The sequence below is a fragment of the Gabonibacter massiliensis genome (assembly GCA_001487125.1).
Taxonomy (GTDB): Bacteria; Bacteroidota; Bacteroidia; order Bacteroidales; family Marinifilaceae; genus Gabonibacter; species Gabonibacter massiliensis.
Window position 1 is genome coordinate 1,187,228 of sequence record LN913013.1, and the last position, 17,127, is coordinate 1,204,354.

Annotated in this window: 15 protein-coding genes and 1 riboswitch; of the genes, 1 reads left to right on the forward strand and 14 read right to left on the reverse strand. The window is 42.6% G+C overall.

Annotated elements, in window-relative coordinates; translation table 11 throughout:
- Positions 1 to 2: 2 nt before the first annotated feature.
- The 8 genes from BN3283_RS09320 to BN3283_RS09355 all read right to left on the reverse strand — a co-directional run bounded on the left by BN3283_RS09320 (position 3) and on the right by BN3283_RS09355 (position 10,856).
- Positions 3 to 1,265 (reverse strand): bifunctional 3,4-dihydroxy-2-butanone-4-phosphate synthase/GTP cyclohydrolase II, encoded by a 1,263-nt coding sequence (locus BN3283_RS09320; protein WP_041504154.1) that lies wholly within the window; start codon positions 1,263 to 1,265, stop codon positions 3 to 5.
- Positions 1,266 to 1,292: 27 nt separating this feature from the next.
- Entirely contained in the window at positions 1,293 to 1,943 is a 651-nt protein-coding gene (gene ribE / locus BN3283_RS09325) for a riboflavin synthase (RefSeq protein ID WP_059026476.1), read from the reverse strand.
- Positions 1,944 to 2,000: 57 nt separating this feature from the next.
- A complete protein-coding gene (gene ribD, locus BN3283_RS09330) occupies positions 2,001 to 3,149 on the reverse strand; it encodes a bifunctional diaminohydroxyphosphoribosylaminopyrimidine deaminase/5-amino-6-(5-phosphoribosylamino)uracil reductase RibD (protein ID WP_286137626.1) in 1,149 nt (382 codons plus the stop codon).
- A 37-nt stretch (positions 3,150 to 3,186) separates the two neighbouring features.
- Positions 3,187 to 3,308: riboswitch (FMN riboswitch) on the reverse strand.
- Positions 3,309 to 3,362: 54 nt separating this feature from the next.
- Positions 3,363 to 5,174, reverse strand: coding sequence for a DUF3810 domain-containing protein (locus BN3283_RS09335; RefSeq protein ID WP_059026477.1), 1,812 nt, complete (start codon positions 5,172 to 5,174; stop codon positions 3,363 to 3,365).
- A gap of 6 nt (positions 5,175 to 5,180) precedes the next feature.
- Positions 5,181 to 5,921: a DUF169 domain-containing protein gene (locus tag BN3283_RS09340; protein ID WP_059026478.1), complete on the reverse strand. Its 741-nt coding sequence runs from the start codon at positions 5,919 to 5,921 to the stop codon at positions 5,181 to 5,183.
- 317 nt (positions 5,922 to 6,238) lie between these two features.
- The gene (locus BN3283_RS09345) at positions 6,239 to 8,275 is read right to left on the reverse strand and encodes a M13 family metallopeptidase (protein ID WP_059026479.1); all 2,037 of its coding nucleotides are present in this window, start codon (positions 8,273 to 8,275) and stop codon (positions 6,239 to 6,241) included.
- Positions 8,276 to 8,424: 149 nt separating this feature from the next.
- Positions 8,425 to 8,742: a 50S ribosome-binding protein YggL gene (locus BN3283_RS09350; protein ID WP_041504432.1), complete on the reverse strand. Its 318-nt coding sequence runs from the start codon at positions 8,740 to 8,742 to the stop codon at positions 8,425 to 8,427.
- Positions 8,743 to 8,759: 17 nt separating this feature from the next.
- Positions 8,760 to 10,856: an alpha-L-fucosidase gene (locus BN3283_RS09355; RefSeq protein ID WP_059026480.1), complete on the reverse strand. Its 2,097-nt coding sequence runs from the start codon at positions 10,854 to 10,856 to the stop codon at positions 8,760 to 8,762.
- A gap of 703 nt (positions 10,857 to 11,559) precedes the next feature.
- Between BN3283_RS09355 and BN3283_RS09360 the strand changes: the two genes are divergently transcribed.
- Positions 11,560 to 12,099, forward strand: coding sequence for an RNA polymerase sigma-70 factor (locus tag BN3283_RS09360; RefSeq protein WP_286137627.1), 540 nt, complete (start codon positions 11,560 to 11,562; stop codon positions 12,097 to 12,099).
- Between the two features lie 91 nt (positions 12,100 to 12,190).
- Here the strand turns inward: BN3283_RS09360 and BN3283_RS09365 are convergent, their stop codons facing one another.
- The 6 genes from BN3283_RS09365 to BN3283_RS09390 all read right to left on the reverse strand — a co-directional run bounded on the left by BN3283_RS09365 (position 12,191) and on the right by BN3283_RS09390 (position 17,124).
- Positions 12,191 to 12,730 (reverse strand): DUF6705 family protein, encoded by a 540-nt coding sequence (locus BN3283_RS09365; RefSeq protein ID WP_059026482.1) that lies wholly within the window; start codon positions 12,728 to 12,730, stop codon positions 12,191 to 12,193.
- 14 nt (positions 12,731 to 12,744) lie between these two features.
- Positions 12,745 to 13,170 (reverse strand): hypothetical protein, encoded by a 426-nt coding sequence (locus tag BN3283_RS09370; protein ID WP_059026483.1) that lies wholly within the window; start codon positions 13,168 to 13,170, stop codon positions 12,745 to 12,747.
- Positions 13,171 to 13,259: 89 nt separating this feature from the next.
- The gene (locus tag BN3283_RS09375) at positions 13,260 to 14,531 is read right to left on the reverse strand and encodes a thioredoxin family protein (protein ID WP_059026484.1); all 1,272 of its coding nucleotides are present in this window, start codon (positions 14,529 to 14,531) and stop codon (positions 13,260 to 13,262) included.
- A 1-nt stretch (position 14,532) separates the two neighbouring features.
- On the reverse strand, positions 14,533 to 14,973 hold the full coding sequence (locus tag BN3283_RS09380) for a hypothetical protein (RefSeq protein WP_059026485.1): 441 nt from the start codon (positions 14,971 to 14,973) through the stop codon (positions 14,533 to 14,535).
- Positions 14,974 to 14,993: 20 nt separating this feature from the next.
- A complete protein-coding gene (locus BN3283_RS09385; protein WP_070807498.1) occupies positions 14,994 to 15,605 on the reverse strand; it encodes a fasciclin domain-containing protein in 612 nt (203 codons plus the stop codon).
- 1 nt (position 15,606) lies between these two features.
- On the reverse strand, positions 15,607 to 17,124 hold the full coding sequence (locus tag BN3283_RS09390; RefSeq protein ID WP_059026487.1) for a RagB/SusD family nutrient uptake outer membrane protein: 1,518 nt from the start codon (positions 17,122 to 17,124) through the stop codon (positions 15,607 to 15,609).
- Positions 17,125 to 17,127 lie beyond the last annotated feature (3 nt).

The following is a 17,127-nucleotide window of genomic DNA, read 5'->3' on the forward strand; positions in this document are numbered from 1 at the left end:
TATTATTTATTTACTTCGTTTTCCTTTTCCTGTATCAATTTCTCGACCTCTTCACGTCCGCGGACATGAAGGATATGTCCCATCTTCTTGTACTTCGTGTACATGTAAAATTCATTTTTCTCGTTACAAGTCATCTCAATAGGCTCGCGTCCGACGATCTCAATGCCATATCCTTCCAGTCCGCTAATTTTCTGCGGATTATTGGTCATTAATATCATTTTTTTCACACCTAAATCGGCCAAAATCTCCGCTCCTGTACCATACTCCCGTAAATCGGCCTTGAAACCGAGTGCCAGATTTGCTTCTACCGTATCCATTCCCTCATCCTGCAGATGGTAGGCTCTCAATTTATTGATCAAACCTATACCCCTTCCTTCTTGCCGCATGTACAATAAAACTCCGCGTCCATTCTCGGCTATTCTTCTCATAGCTTCAGCCAACTGATCTCCACAATCACAACGCAGAGAACCGAAAACGTCTCCCGTCAAACACTCCGAATGTACTCGGCACAACACGGGTTCGCCATCCGTCACGTCTCCCTTAACCAAGGCGACATGATGTTCTCCATTGATTTTATTCACGTAACCGTATGCCTTAAAGTAACCGTATTTTGTGGGCATTTCCGCTTCCGTTACCCGTTCTACCAAAATTTCAGTCCGGCGGCGATAGGTAATCAAATCCGATACCGTAATCATTTTCATATCATGCCTGCGGGCAAATTCTTTTAATTCGGGAGTCCGCATCATAGTCCCGTCTTCCCGCATAATCTCGCAACACAATCCACATTCTTTCAATCCGGCGATACGCATCAGATCGACTGTCGCTTCCGTGTGTCCCATACGTTCCAACACTCCTCCGGGTTTTGCCTCCAAAGGGAACATATGGCCGGGACGACGGAAATCAGTCGGTTTCGCCCCCTCCTCCACACATTTCATCGCCGTCACGGAACGCTCCAATGCAGAAATTCCCGTTGTTGTAGAAACATGATCTATCGAAACAGTAAAAGCCGTACAGTGATTGTCCGTGTTCGTAGCCACCATCTGCTCTAACCCCAGTTTGGTCGTTAATTCACGACTCATCGGCATACATATCAGCCCCTTGGCATAGGAAGCCATAAAATTTACATTTTCCAACGTAGCATGTTCAGCCGCACATATCAAATCCCCTTCGTTTTCCCGATCGGGATCATCAACAGCAATAATCATCTTTCCGGCTCTCAGGTCCGCGACAGCCTCTTCAATCGTACTAAATTCAAATTCTTTCATATCTTTATCTGTAAATAAACTACACCTCTAAAAACCATTAGCCAACAAAAAGTCCAATGTCAATCCCGGCTTCCTTTCATCCGAGGGAGAGGTCGGCTTTAACAATTTCTCAATATATTTCGCAACAATATCATTTTCTAAATTAACAACCTCGCCTATTGCCTTTTTGACCAAAGTAGTCTCATCCCGCGTATGAGGAATGATCGACACTTGAAAACGGTCTTCAGACACACCGGCAACCGTCAAGCTGATCCCGTCTATCGTTATCGAACCTTTATCCACGACATATCGCAACAAAGCCGCGGAAGCCTCTATCGTTATCCAGATCGCATTCTCATCCTTCTCCCGGTTTACAATCTTTCCGGTACCGTCTATGTGTCCGGATACAATATGCCCTCCCAAACGACCGTTCAAGCACAATGCCCGCTCCAGATTTACCCGGTCTCCGGCCCGTAAACACCCCAGATTACTCCTCGTAACGGTCTCCGGCATAACATCTGCAAAAAAACGATCTCCCTTTATGGCAGCCACTGTCAAGCAAACTCCGTTCGTGGCGATACTATCCCCGATTTTTACATCCTCCAATATCTTCCGCGCCTCCACCTCGAGTACGACGCTACGATCTCCTCTTTTCACCCCTTTTATCGTGCCTATTTCTTCTATAATTCCAGTAAACATAGCAGTTTCAATTTATATTTAGCACCTTAGATGCATCATAACCACCTTTACAATTATCTATCTTATTTTCCCGTTTATTCTCAATTTCAAAAGCACATCCTGCCCCACATGCTGCACATCGGTTATCTTCAAATCGACCGCATCGGCCATCCTGGGAACTCCCTCTCCTTCAACCCCTGTTTTGGCATTCATTCCTCCTATCATTTTCGGAGCGATAAAAGCATAAACCTCATCTACAAGCCCCTCGTCTAAAAAAGAAAAATTCAACGAACCGCCTCCTTCCAACAGAACAGAGTCAATGCCTGATTTTCCCAATTTTCTACATAAATCCCCTATCCGTACCAATCCTTTCTCCTCGTCACACAACAAAGTCTCCACACCACACTCTCTCAATTGCCGCAATCGTTCTTCCTTTGCAAATCGGGTATGAGCCACGACAGTCCGATAAACCGTTGCCGTCCGTACAATCTTACTACTCAATGGAACACGGGCATTACTATCCACAATAATCCGGACGGGTTGCCGCACCTCCCGGTCGACGATCCGGCAATTTAGCATGGGGTCATCCGTCAAAACCGTACCGATACCAACCACAACAGCCATCAGGCAAGCCCGCATCTCCTGTACTTTCGCCCGGGACTCCTCCCCCGTGATCCACTTTGAATCTCCCGTATAGGTAGCAATCTTCCCGTCTAAAGTCGATGCCGTCTTTAAAACGACCCAAGGCATTCCTGTTTCAATATATTTCAAAAATATCCGGTTCTGTTCCCGAATACGTTCTTCCTCCACACCGCAAACGACCTCGATACCGGCTTCTCGGAGAAGCGCCATTCCCTTTCCCGCAACCAAAGGATTGGGATCGGCAATGCCCACAACAACTTTGGCAATCTTATGTTCTATGATCGCTTCCGTACAAGGAGGAGTTTTCCCGTAATGACAACAGGGTTCAAGTGTTACATACAGCGTTGCTCCTGTCGTGTCTTCTTCGGCAGCATGCAATGCATTTCGTTCGGCATGCCATTGTCCGAATCGCTCATGCCATCCTTCTCCTATCACTTTTCCGTTTTTTACAATGACAGCACCTACCAACGGGTTCGGATTCACAAATCCGCATCCCCGATCCGCAAGCTCAATTGCCCGCCTCATATAAATCAAATCCTCTTTTCCCATCATACAAAAACCCCGAATATCGTATATTCGGGGCATATATCATTATTACTATAATTTATTATAATCCTAATCTACATTTCTTCTATCATCCGGACTTTAACCGTCGGTTTTGGAATCGCACCAAATCAGTCTCCTAAAGGAGAGTCGCGGACTATTACCGCCGGTAGGGGATTGCACCCTGCCCCGAAGAAACATTTACTTTACAAAAGTACAGATTATTCCGAAAAATAACAAACTTACCGGATGTAATTAATGATTTTTTTCTGCAATTTCAACAACACCCAAATTATCCCTCTCCTCCTGCCTCAATCGTTTATAGTATTGCCAGCAGCCTAAAATCTGCTCGACCTTCACCAATGACCCCGGCCATACAATAAACTCGCTTACTCCATAACGACCGGCAGAACGATTCCAATCATACGTATATCCCATCTGCGTCCAAGGATAAGGAGGATTACCCGTATAAGAACGAAGCCTATTTTGCTCGAACCATTCCCTGTAATTTTTATCGGCACGAATCGTATAATCCAAAGAAGCCACGGTATCGTCAATCTCAGGATCCCGGGAAGGTCGGCGAAGTCCCTCCTTTTTTACCCAAAAGAATACCAGCATGTCATACGAACGGGTCGGTGGCAACCCCAAAAGTTGAAGCATTCGCATCCGAACCTCCAAAGAATCTTTTAGTAACCGAGCCCCCATTCTCTGCTTCAATTCAAAAGGCAATACGACCCAGCTAACATGAGACGAAGTCTTAAATTCATCCCCCTCGGGCCAGTACTTCAATTCGTTCTTCCCCATCATAGATACGACCAGTAACATCTGATTCGTATCCAGATCCCGCCATTGAATCCGAGAGTCACCCTGTTTTCTTATAATAGGAACCAAACCATTCCACAATTTTGTAGAATCAACCATCCGGGCATCTTCAACTGCTTTCAAATACTCCTTCTCTAATCTTCTCAGATCCGCGTATCCGGTTTCCCCGATTCGATATTGTTCGTAAGAGATTAATAATCCTATAACCTCCGAATAATTCTTTACCCCGCTTTGAACTCGATTTCCCTTTAAAAAAAGATTATACAGATATTCCTGCGCATTTCCGATCCAAGCACTATACCGTGAACGCCAATAAGCACTCTCCTCTTTGTATAAAGCGACAATACCGGGATTCAATTGCTTTACCACTTTTTGAAATTCTGATTCAGGTAATAGATTCCGGGCACTCTGCATTACATAACCCAATAGAGAGAAATACCCGCTAAAACGAACTATCGGGGAAGATGAACGTATGCAGATCATATAAGCATATAAATTTGCTTCCGCTTCACTCGCGATTCCCAATCGATGGGCCAATTCATGAGCATAACACGAAGGGTACTGTATAAATGGCAATTCGGTGTTCAGGTTAAATTCTGAGAAAAAAGGTCCCATATACCCCAGAATCGACATCTTTGACATGGAACGGCTAAACAACATCGGTTTAGGTAACATTTCCTCTCGAGGAGAAAGTAACCCGAAACAAGAATCCACCTCGCTATAGCCCTTCTTTATCTCTGCCGCAACCTCCTGCAACTCTATCGTCGGATAAAAAAGAGTCACCGTATCTCCGGCCGACTCATAGGCCGCATTCAAACCCGTCAGGTAGTTTTCCAAAAACTGTTGAAAATTCGCGGGATTATAACGCACTTGCCCTACACCCGATCGAGTATAAAAATCCTCACGAAAATAATTCATTCCCCATGCCATATAAAACCACACGTATATCCACCCCGCCCCCTCAAGTAAGCGCACAAACATAAGTTTTACAGACCTGCCTTTCCATAAACCGTATACCGCATAACCGACTCCTCCCGAAACAATCAGCAAAATAAAAAGATCCCCCAAAGAAAACGGGACGCATGAAGAAAAGAAAGAGAAAAAAGCCGAAACAACAGGATATAAATGAAGAGCATACCACTCCCCCCAAGAAGAATTTCCGCGTACCAATCCGATTCCGGCAATAAGCAAAACCAATACGGACCATCTAATAATCCGTTTTTTATTCACACTTTTTTTTATCATACGATATTAAATACGCCGCTGTATTTTCATCCAGGTATCCGTAATCAAAAAACTCTCATCCATCTGATCGATCATCTCCATAAACTTGTTCATCGGAATAGCTAACGAAAGCAAATCGGCATCCATACATTTTCTAGCCGAAGGATCAAACATTCCGATCACGGCCCGTTTACGCCCTTCTATCTGTTCCCGATACGGGTGGTATATTATGGAAGTACACCCGGCTCCGAAAGGAGCAATGACAGCATCCGACACCGTACTATCAAAGTTAACCCAGGTAAAAAGCCCCGAAATCACATCCGGATTACCCATAAAAACAACGACTTCCGGACGATCTTCCTCTTCCAATCTATCCCATCGCTTAAACACAATAAAATCTCCTTCCCGAGGAAGCAAGGGTAATTCTTTCATGATTGCCTCGACTTGCCCCGGAGTACGCTTATAGCGCTCTCCATATTCCCCATCCTCTCCATGGGACAAAAAATAATTAAACCGTCCATTTACGACTTCCTTATATCCCAAATAATGTTTTCCCCCGCCACAGCCGATAGAAGACTCCGAAAAACAGAGCGATTCTCCCCGACGGACTTTCAACAATTGGGCAATGATACACGTGTGTCCTTTTGCCTCCCGCACTAAGGGTATCCGGCAATTATCCTTCGAATAATAAAAAGTAATCGGTAACTCCGCATCATTAAAAAAACGACGCCAAAGAGCTATAAATCGGTCTCGCTTAACAACATCCATAGGTCAATTTCTACTCCATTTTTCCGAAAGTTACAGATTATTCCGATTAAACCAATAGCACAGGTGAAATGATTTTGAGATTAAGAGATTAAAAGGGATTGACGATTGTAGATTGTAGATTGTAGATTGTAGATTGTAAATTAAAAAACTACGTCCAATTTAAAATCTACAATTTAAAATTTACAATAGAAAGATTGGCGATTGCAGAATTAAAATTGAATCATGGAATCGCGGAATCCTATTGACCCGCCATTTACAGCCAAAAGGGCTATCCTCGAAATCGACGGACAGCCCTTTTATGACAATACAACTCTTTTTTACCAAATAGAAGCCCGTTTTTCTACCGGAAGGAACAAAGGATCTCCCTCTTTCACATTAAAAGCCTCGTACCAGGCTGAGATATGAGGAAGAGCCCCATTCACTCTCCAGCGACCCAAAGAATGAGGATCAGATTTTGTCTGCAAACGAACCTGCTCGTCGCGGATATTACCCGCCCAAACATTTGCGTAAGACAGGAAGAAACGTTGCGCCGGAGTAAAACCATACGCATCTACTCCAAGAGGGTCGGTTTTCATCGCTTTTTGTAAAGCCGCATAGGCCACTTGTAGCCCTCCGTGATCGGCAATATTTTCTCCTAACGTCAATTTCCCGTTACCTTTCAAATCGGGTAATACTTGGATACCATCGAAATAATCCACTAAAACCTGAGCACGCTCTTCAAAGTTTTTAGCATCCTCTTCCGTCCACCAATCTTTTAGATTTCCATCTTTATCAAACTGACGTCCCTGATCATCAAACCCATGCGTCATTTCATGACCGATAACCACACCGATAGCTCCATAATTGCAGGCATCGTCAGCATTCATGTCAAAGAAAGGATATTGAAGAATCCCGGCTGGAAAGCATATCTCATTCGTCGTCGGATTATAATAGGCATTTACCGTTTGAGGGGTCATATGCCACTCGTCCTTGTCGACCGGTTTTCCGGCTTTCGCAAGCAGGTAATCGTAATCAAAATTATTGGAACGTACAATATTATTCCAATAGGAATCATTCTTAATCTCCAAACCGGAATAATCCCTCCACTTGTCGGGATAACCGACTTTCACGTATATGGTAGATAATTTTTCCAAGGCCTTCGTTTTTGTTTCATCACTCATCCATGACAGATTTTGAATCCGTTCTCCTAAAGCACTTTGCAAGTTGGAAATCAGCTTCAACATACGTTCTTTAGCCTCTGCCGGAAAATATTTTTCCACGTACATTTGTCCCACGGCTTCTCCCAGTACGCCATTGACCGCACTTACCGCACTCTTCCAACGAGGTTGCATCTCTTTTTTACCGGAAAGCGTTTTCCCGTAAAATTCAAAGTTCTGGGCCACAAAATCGTCACTCAAATAAGCTGCCGCCGCATCAATCACCTTCCATTCCAAATAAGACTTCAATACATTCATATCCATCTCGTTCATCAGATCGGCACTCTCCTTAACCGCAGCCATTTGCGCCACATTCAGCTCCTCCACCTCCTTCAGTCCCAATGTCGAGAAATAAAGATCCCATTGAATACCGGGAATCTCTCTTTTCAAATCCGCTAACGACATCTTATTATAATTGGCATGCGGATCGCGCAATTCGACAGCACTCTTGGCACTCTCGGCCAAGCGTGTTTCCACGGTCATAACGTCGGAAGCCGCCTTATTCGCCTCCGATGCAGAAAAACCGGCTAACTGAAACATCTTGGCAACGTGTTGCCGATACTTTTCCCGTATCTCTTTCGTGTGATCGTCATCATCCAAATAATACTCGCGTTCTCCCAAACTGATACCGCTTTGATACAGGATAATCAAATTCATGGCACTGTTCATATCGTCGGAACCCACGTAAAGTCCGAAAAAGGGATCAAAACCGTCACGACGCATTTCGGCAATCGTTTTCGATAACTCTCCCCTGTCCCTAATAGCAGCGATTCTTTCCAATTCGGCTTTAATCGGTTTCATTCCGTCTGCATTCCGCCGCATACTATCCATCGCCATATTGTATAAATCGCCTATCTTTTGGGCTATGCTTCCGGAAGCGGATTTCTGTACAGCCAACTCTTCAATCAGACCTTTTATCTGCTGTCTGTTATTCTCCGCCAAAAGGTCAAAAGAACCGAATCTGGCGTATTCATCGGTCAAAGGATGATTTTTCATCCAGCCGCCACATGCATACTGATAAAAATCAGCATTAGGCGTTGCTGCCGTATCAAGATTGGCGATAACGATACCTCCTTTTTGTACGGTCTCTTTTTTACTATTGCAACCTGTAATCATCAATGCTAAAGCAATAAAAGATAAATAACATTTTGTTCTCATACGTAATATATCAATTCTTTAAAATAACTCACTCCCGTCGAACTCCATTCGCGCGAAGACCGGCAAAATTAATATTTTACCCCTTATATAAAACGTAAATAGGAAATATCTTTTTCAAACGAATACGAATCTGTCTTATACTCCTATGCTTATGCCCATCCATACCAGGCGTCCCTCAGTTCACCTATCGTAAAGCCGTAAATATCGGAGCTTTTAGCCTCCAACCAACTCTTTACCGCATGGTATTCCTCCAAGGTAACACTACCTTTTTCCCTCGTAACAAATCCGCCGCAGACTTCCGCATTCCACCCGCCGCCCATTTCCAGATGATGGCTGCGCAACAATTCGATAAACTCCTTCAAAAAAGTTTTTGCATCTTCTCCCTTCTCTTTAAATCTTATCTCAAACGAAAATCCTAACTCTTGAAATTCTGCTTTATGCAATTTTTTCCGCAATCTCTTTTTCATCTCTTTATCATTACAATTTAATCCATGCTGATCCATACATCCTGTAATCCCATATCGCAATTCCGGTTTTCCGGTTTAAGCAACCTGAGTTCACAAGAGTGCACCTCCCTCGGTAACAGGGGAAGCGGCTTCAATCGAAGCTGATAAACTATTTGAGGAACATCCGGGTTAACTCCATATTCCATGGTTTCCCCACTCCGATTATAATACCTCACGATTAACTGATTATCACCCTTATCCAAAGGTAACATCACTATTTCCCGCTCCTTGAATTTATCCCCCACAGAAATTTGTTTACGAAGCGTTTTTCCATTTAACACGACCTGTAATCCTTCCGGGTTAGACAATTCAACCAAAATCGACTGAGCGGTATCGCTCTCAATCAAACACAACAAATAAAGAGATTGTTTCGGAGTCATCGCGACAACATAATGAGTACCGAAACCGAAACGAGGTATTTTTTTCCAAATCACCCCATTCTCTTCCCGGGCAGGATCAACACGATGATTTTCTCCCAAACAAAAACTCCCGAAACGATCATCGAAAATTTTGGTTTGATAAACGGATTCCCAGCGTACCGAACCCGGCTGAACTTGTAAATGTTTTACCTCTCCTCCTTGCAAAAGGAGCTCTTGCTCTATATTGTCGATCGCTAATTTTATCGTCTTATATCGATCGTTATCGGTATAAACGACAACCGGTTCCGCGTATGTTTTATCAAACAGAAATCCCCATGATCTTCCGACAATACATCTGAAACTGGAATAATAATCCATGCAGGAATACCCGTACGCGGGAACGGCATTCGAGGCGATTAAACGCTCTGCAGGGACCATACGGACAGGAAGAACCTGAAACGGTTCTGCAAATGCGATTTCGGCCACAATCATATGCCGGTCGGGATATACCGTCTCCGGAATATAAAGAGTTATGTCATTCCCGTGCTGATCCAATCGCAACGGATCTTCCCTTCCGACAAGAACAGCCCTAACGGCCTCTCCCTGAATTCCGGACAAACGAATCAAACGATCGTCCGGCATTCGTTCGATGAATAAATAGAGCCTGTTCCCTTTCATCGTCATATCCCCCCACTCTCCGGCATGTTCAAAAGGATTGGCTCGCGTATTGTAAATAGCTCTACCGTATCTATTCAACCATCTTCCCATCTTCAACAAAGCATCCCGCTCGTACTCCACGATAGAGCCATCCCCCCGGGGACCGATATTTAACAAATAATTTCCTCCCCGGCTGACCACCTTTACCAATCCGAGTAGCTTTTCATTTATTTTTTGCTCCAGATCTCCCCTCTCCTGCCAGGAACGGTATCCCCATGTTTCCGGAAAGAAAGATGCGGGAGTTTGCCAGGGAATCCCGATTTTATAATCCGGATACTGATTATCTCCCATCACGCAGAAATCGCCTTGATTATTTCCCAAACGCCCGCTAACCATACATTCCGGTTGTAAACGGTTGACCAAATCGTATAACTCCTTACTCTGTTCCGGCGTCAAGGATCCCATATCGAACCAAAGCTCCGAGACGGGGCCGTAGTTGGTCAGAATCTCTTCCACTTGCTTCAAATTGAAAGCATGGTGCTCCGGTGAAATCGGGTCTGCATTATGCGAAGATATTTTCGTTCCGGGAAAGTGCCAGTCTATCAATGAAAAATATACACCGAACTTTATCCCGAATTTCCTACAAGCTTCAGACAACTCCTTCATGACATCCCGATTGAAAGGAGTGGCATCTACCACGTTATAGTCCGTATAATTCGAATGATACATGCAAAATCCGTCATGATGCTTCGAAGTAAAAATAACAGACTTCATCCCGGCCAACCGGGCTAACCGCACAACAGCCTCCGCATCCCATTTTTCAGGATTAAAACGAGCGGCGACAGCTTCGTATTCATCCGCCGGAATAGAGGCGAAAGATTGGATTTGTTCACTATACCCAGTAAGCACCGGCTGATCTTTCCATACTCCTCCTAATTCCGAATACAATCCCCAGTGAATAAACATGGAAAATTTCTGATTCAACCATTCAGCATTCGGCTTCTCTTGCGCACAAACAAACTGAAAACCAAACAATAACAGCAACAGACATCTATACATAATCCCCCAATATTTACAACATTTTTAAGCATATAAATATACAGGATATAAATCGATTGTACAAATTATTTTTATTGACCTCCATTTACATGCCAATAGAGACAAAGCATAGAATCTTCTCGATTTTTCCTGCTTATGTAATTTAAGATCGCAGCTTTACCTCATTCCGAGACTTTTCTTATCTCCCCGATCGCCTTTTCCAATCGCGTATCTACCCCTTACCGCAGACTCTCCACATCCGGCCCGATTCCTATACTCTCGTAAATTTTTCCTTCTAAAGCCCGCATCTCCGTATTCATCGTATCACCCCTTTACTCTCCCCTCTGCTGTATGCACACCGCCATTATTAATGCCCCAAAATTTTTCATCTCTTCAAATATTCCTATTTAATTAGATTCGTAAAGGCAAAGAAAAAGGTATTTACTTTTAAATGCAAAAATAACAGATTATATCGAAATATCCATCAAAAAGTGTTTGCGTTTGTCACTTAAAATATCTAATATTGTATCATTAGCTATCGCTTGGGTCTGTTGATAAGATTTATTTATCGGTAATCATGAATACACGAACAAATCATCAAGCAAACGACGAATGAACAGCTATTTGTATGAAATTACCGTGTATCTATTTTTTTTAATTTTTTGAGAAAATACTTACTTTACAAATGAGGTCTAACGAGAGTAACATATCAGATAAAAGCTGGATGAAGGGATTAAAGGAGAATTCTCAAGAAGTTTTTGAACAAGTATTCCGAACTATGAGTCCAAGATTATATAGATTTGCTCTAACCTACCTGATGAATACTTATGCTGCCGAAGATATCGTGCAGGATGTGTTTATGAAGCTATGGACGGCGACTTCATCCTTACCGGACAACACGAATATCAATAGTTATCTTTATTCTTCCGTGAAAAATGCATGCTTAAACTACTATAAGCACCTTCAGGTGGAGGATTCCAACAAAACCAAATTAACAGAGGCTTTGATTTATTCCGGAACATTGGAATACGAGGATAATCATGCTCTGTTTAATAACGTGCAAAAATATTTGCAACAATTACCGGAACAACAACGAAGAGTTCTGGAATTGAAGATATTTCAGGGAATGAGTTACAAAGAAATAGCCCGAGAGCTTGCTATTTCGGAACTTTCCGTCCATACCCATGTAAAACGAGCCTACAAATTCATACGTGAATCCGTACCTTTGCTCTATGTCTTTTTAGTTGTGAAGAGAATGATTTGATTTCGAATCCATTTTATCGCATAAATATTTAACAATCAACCCGTTTTATATTCAAAATATTTTTAAATAGCTTTTACCGGTACTTTACATATCACTTCTCATGATCTCGTTTCCGCTTAAAAATCATCTCGTAAGGAATCTCGAAACGTTCATATTTTTTCAATTTAAAATCCGCCATTCCTCGCAATTTCCACGTCGCTGTTTGCTTGTCATCTCTCAACGTAAATTCAACTTTACCCAACTCCTTGTTTTCGCCAGGCTCTTCATAAATCATAGATAGAGTTTTCGATGACCAAGGACTTCCACACAAAGGGAAATGAGTATCTTTTCGTACATTGGTATCAGGGATTTTTCGATCATAAATAACCTTACCATTACATATTTTTTTTATTGAACCTAAAATCATCATGGTATATGTGTCTATTTGAACATAATAGATCATTCGCTTTTCAAGCCTTAGTTCATAAATTTCCTCTTCATGAACTGCTATCCAAGTTCCTAAAAAATTATCGTTATAACGATCAAATTCATTTATAACCGTATCTTTTAATGCTAAACTATCTATTTTGATTCCCGAATACGCAGTTTCATTAATCATCAAAAATATCATTAATAAAAAAATCAGTTTCATAATATTTAATTTAATTATTCACATATTGTTTTTAACACTTTTCCTCCTTTACGCTCAACACGTTTGTAACGATTACTTTCGGGATCCTTTTCCATCAAAGTAATTCCGATTTTCCAACTGTCTAAAAGTGACGTAAAATATTCCACTGCCAAATCGGAAGGGGTATCCTTTGTTATCCTGTATACTTTTTCATACATATCTGAATAATCCGTCATATTCCCAATATTTTCCCTCATCCAATCGAAATACACACTTCCGTCAAAAAACAAGAATAACGTGGTATTAGGTGTAATCAACCCCATGGTAAAACGCTGAACATCCACGATCATTCCATCTTGATGTAACTTGTACGGGACAATTAAGTCGTCCACGGAAAAAACGGGTAAGCCGTTCCTGTTATGGGTATGAATGATTCCGTCAATAGAAGGTAGGTATTTCATGTATAAAAAAGGCCGGAGAAATAATTTCCTCACGCACAAGAAATCTCCTCCAGCCTATAAAGAAAGGTAATCAGCTTTAACACGTACGATTACTCTTCAGGTAATTGCTCCAATACCGCTTTGATTTGGGCTTGCATACGTTCATCATCCAATTGCATCGCCAAGATATAAGCTTGATTGAAACACGCCCTTGCTTTTCTGAAATTCTCCAGTCCCCGGAAACAATTCCCCATCAAACAACTTATATCCAGCTGCTCACGGGGTTGTAAGTTTAATCGTGAAGCCCGATCCAGCCAAACTAAACAACGCTCGTACGATTCAGGTTTCAACATGCCGTTACGGGCGGTCACCAATTCTCCTATCGCACTTTGATAATCATTGAACGATAACAATTCCCCGACTTGTTGAAAATAAGCTTCTTTCAAATCCAAAAACTTACTCTCGTCTTTTTCGGCATAAAGGGCATAGTTGCCGTCGGCCTGGTTTTTCATGGCATCATACACGGATAGCTTCTCGTGTTTTATCTTGGAATATACGTACTGCATATCTCCGGTGATACGTTTCAACTCTTCCAGATAAGCCATGTCCCCATTTCTGGCAAGCGAGTTAATCAAACCATTCTGTCGCGACAGAATAAACTCCCAAACCACGTGAGGTTCGATCACCTTTTCGAACGCCTCGCGATGCTCGTTCACGAAATTCAGCACGGGATCATTCCGCTTGGCATTTTCCTGAAAAAGCATGATAATCTGAAAATCAGCATTATTAATCATCCGATCCAATCCTTTCAAGGAGAGGTATTCCTGATAAATCTTAAAAGCACGGTCTTTCCACTTCATTCCTTCCGTCCCTCCGACTTCGCTCACGTGAGAGGGAGCTTCCAACAGTAATGTTTGCATAAAACCGGTATCCTTCTTCCCTTCGATGTACTGTTTATACAACTCCGGATAGGTCGGACGCTCTCCCGTGATCTCTTGTCCCATATGCAGAAAACGCTCTTTACTCACCAAACTCGTCACCCGCCTTATTTCTTTCCCCTTACTATTCAGGAAGATCAACGTGGGAATGCTTTGAACCCTATACTTCTGAGCAAGTTTCGGTTCTTTGTCCACGTCCACTCGTACGCACACGAAATGTTTGTCATAATAAGCCTTCACTTCAGGATCGATAAAAACAGTCTTTTCCAATTGTTTACACGGTCCGCACCAAGTGGCAAAAAAATCAACAAACACCGGCTTATTTTCCTGTTTGGCTTTTAACAAAGCCTGTTCGTAACCTTCATTCAGGAAAGTCATTTCCTGAGCAACCCCTCGCAGGCTGCTCAAAGAAAATACAATTAAAAACAAATAAGCATATTTCATATCAATGATCCTTTATAATTACGGTAAACACATCTTCTACAACGGCAGAGTATCCGATATTCGAAACCCGGATGGAAAGCACGTAAGTCCCGTTGGGGGCTTTAATATCCTTGCTGGGGAAATATACCCGTCCGCCACCGAAAATTCGGACCTGTTCTTTGAACAGTTCGGCATTTCCCCCGTCGGCCGCCGTCACGTTTTCAAGGGTGAACACTAACGGATTCGTCCCCAGAACACCTGCCATCTCATTGGACACCCAATCAGCACCGGTAACAATCATATTCGCATCAGGGATCCTGTCGGGATCCAAAACCCGACGTACTTGCATGGAATCCGGAGCATACTCGGCATTCTTCGTTTTCAGATATCCGACCGTGGTCTCGTGACACCCGTGTAATCCCAGGATACACATTCCTATAACAACTATTATCAATCGTTTCATATTTCTCTAATTTTCAGATTCTACATTTCTCCTAAAGTGAAATTATAAGCCAGGGAATGAACCACTCCATTATCCGGTTCGATATCGCTCGAGGCGATCTCGATTCTCTGATAGGTATCGACAGATGATATATGAAGCAGAAGAAGCCCCATTTCCGGTACTTTATTATATTCATGCTTAAAGGTATATGCCCAAATCTCATTACCTCCCATCATCGTATAGGTATCACCTCCTTTGCCTATCAATTCGCCATCCGTGGACTCGACACCAAGCTTAAACTCGGTACGCATTATTTTTCCTTTCAACACGTGACGGAGTAATGTCTGCCGACAAAAATCCGGATCCATATCCCGTACCCGTTCCAATCCATTCTCAAACATATAGCGAAGAATGGAGAAGTTCGTCGGTCCGAAAAAAGTAATCTTTTCATTTCCGTTAAACAGGCTTTCCAACCCCGCATGCTCTATCATGATCACGGTGGAATCCCAATCATAGCCGTGTGCCCTCATATACTCCAACATCGTACCGTCAAAACGACCGTAACTAATGCCCGTTTTCTGAAACTCGTTTTTCGTGCAGGAGGTTCCGATAACCAGGAACACGATTCCCATTACCCAATATATCTTTTTCATATCATTTAATACCTTTAGATTGCCAATATTCATTCTGACGCATCAAATCATTTTTCTCAAAAGCATTACCATGCACGGGGTAATACTGAGCACCCAGATTAAATTCCGCCTCACTCATACGCGAATAGACCCCGGTCAATTCCGTTTTCCAATACCCATTCCGCATAACATCATAAAAACGATGCCCCTCGAACAGTAATTCTTTTTCCCTCTCCTTGAATATCACGTAACGCAAATCTCCCTCGGCCGCCGTATAGTTATGATCATAATTACCGTATGCCCGTTTTCGGATTTCGTTCAAATCATCCGCGGCATTACCTGCACCCAATCTTGCCCGACATTCCGCACGCAACAACACGATATCAGCCAATCGCCATACAATCCGATTTACGTCCTGTGTCTTATACACCTCTTTTTGAGAATACTTATCATATCGATAGACAGAGTAATTCCATTTATACAGAAAAGCTTTTTTTACCGGGATCTCTTCTCCCGAAGGATTCATGTACACACTGTCAATTTTGAAGAAATAAGCATCCCGCCGTCGGTCGCCCTCCTTGTATATCTCTTTAACCGTAGTTTTGTATATTTCAAACCTTGTTGTAGTAGTGGGTAAATCATCCGCTTTAACAGGATAAGTCAGGAACACCGTTGTCGCAACACAAGGTTTATACATGAAAACCCTATCACCCTGAAGATAATATTCTCCCTCAAATATGCCCTCCGCACTATTCCCTTTCATAACACTTTTGCATACTTCTGCCGGATTCTCCGCCAACTTATAATTCCCTACTTTTCCATCAATGATCTCCGTACAATATCGTTCTGCCTTTTCCCAATCTTTATTATCACCCAGCAATCCGGCGCGCCAAGCATATATATGGGCGAGCAATGCCGTTGCGGCTCCTCTACATCCATATTGTTTTGCCGTAATCTTCGCTCCGTGTTCATCTACCAAATCTTCAAATCTCGGTAACTCCAAAGCGATTTCAGCATTCCGGATCGCCTCTTCCAATACCTTCGTAACCTTCTCCCGCGGGAACGCCGCCACGATCGTACTGTTGGGTACGATCGGAGCATCTCCCCACTGCCTTGCAACCTGAAAATAAGAAAATCCTTTCACGAAACACGCCTGACGTTTATAGTATTCCAATCGTTCTTCATCAATATCCGTGAAACGATAAGCATTATCCAGAATAACATTCGCAGAATAAATCAACCCGTAATATCGGCTCCAGGAACATTCATTCTTATAAACATCAGGCACTAAATTACGTATGTTATCATAATCCCAAGCATTTATTTTATCCGCTTTCAAGCCAATTATTTCATGACGTTGATCCTCACTATACAAGCTATTGAATAGACTGGCATTAATATCATACAATAAAGCTGCTGCATCTTTCTCTCCTTTAAAGTAATTTGTATAGGTCGTTTTAATCTCAGGTTCGACATCCAGCATAGCATCGCACGCCACCAGCTGAAGCACCATGATAAGATATATTATAAATCGTTTCATATC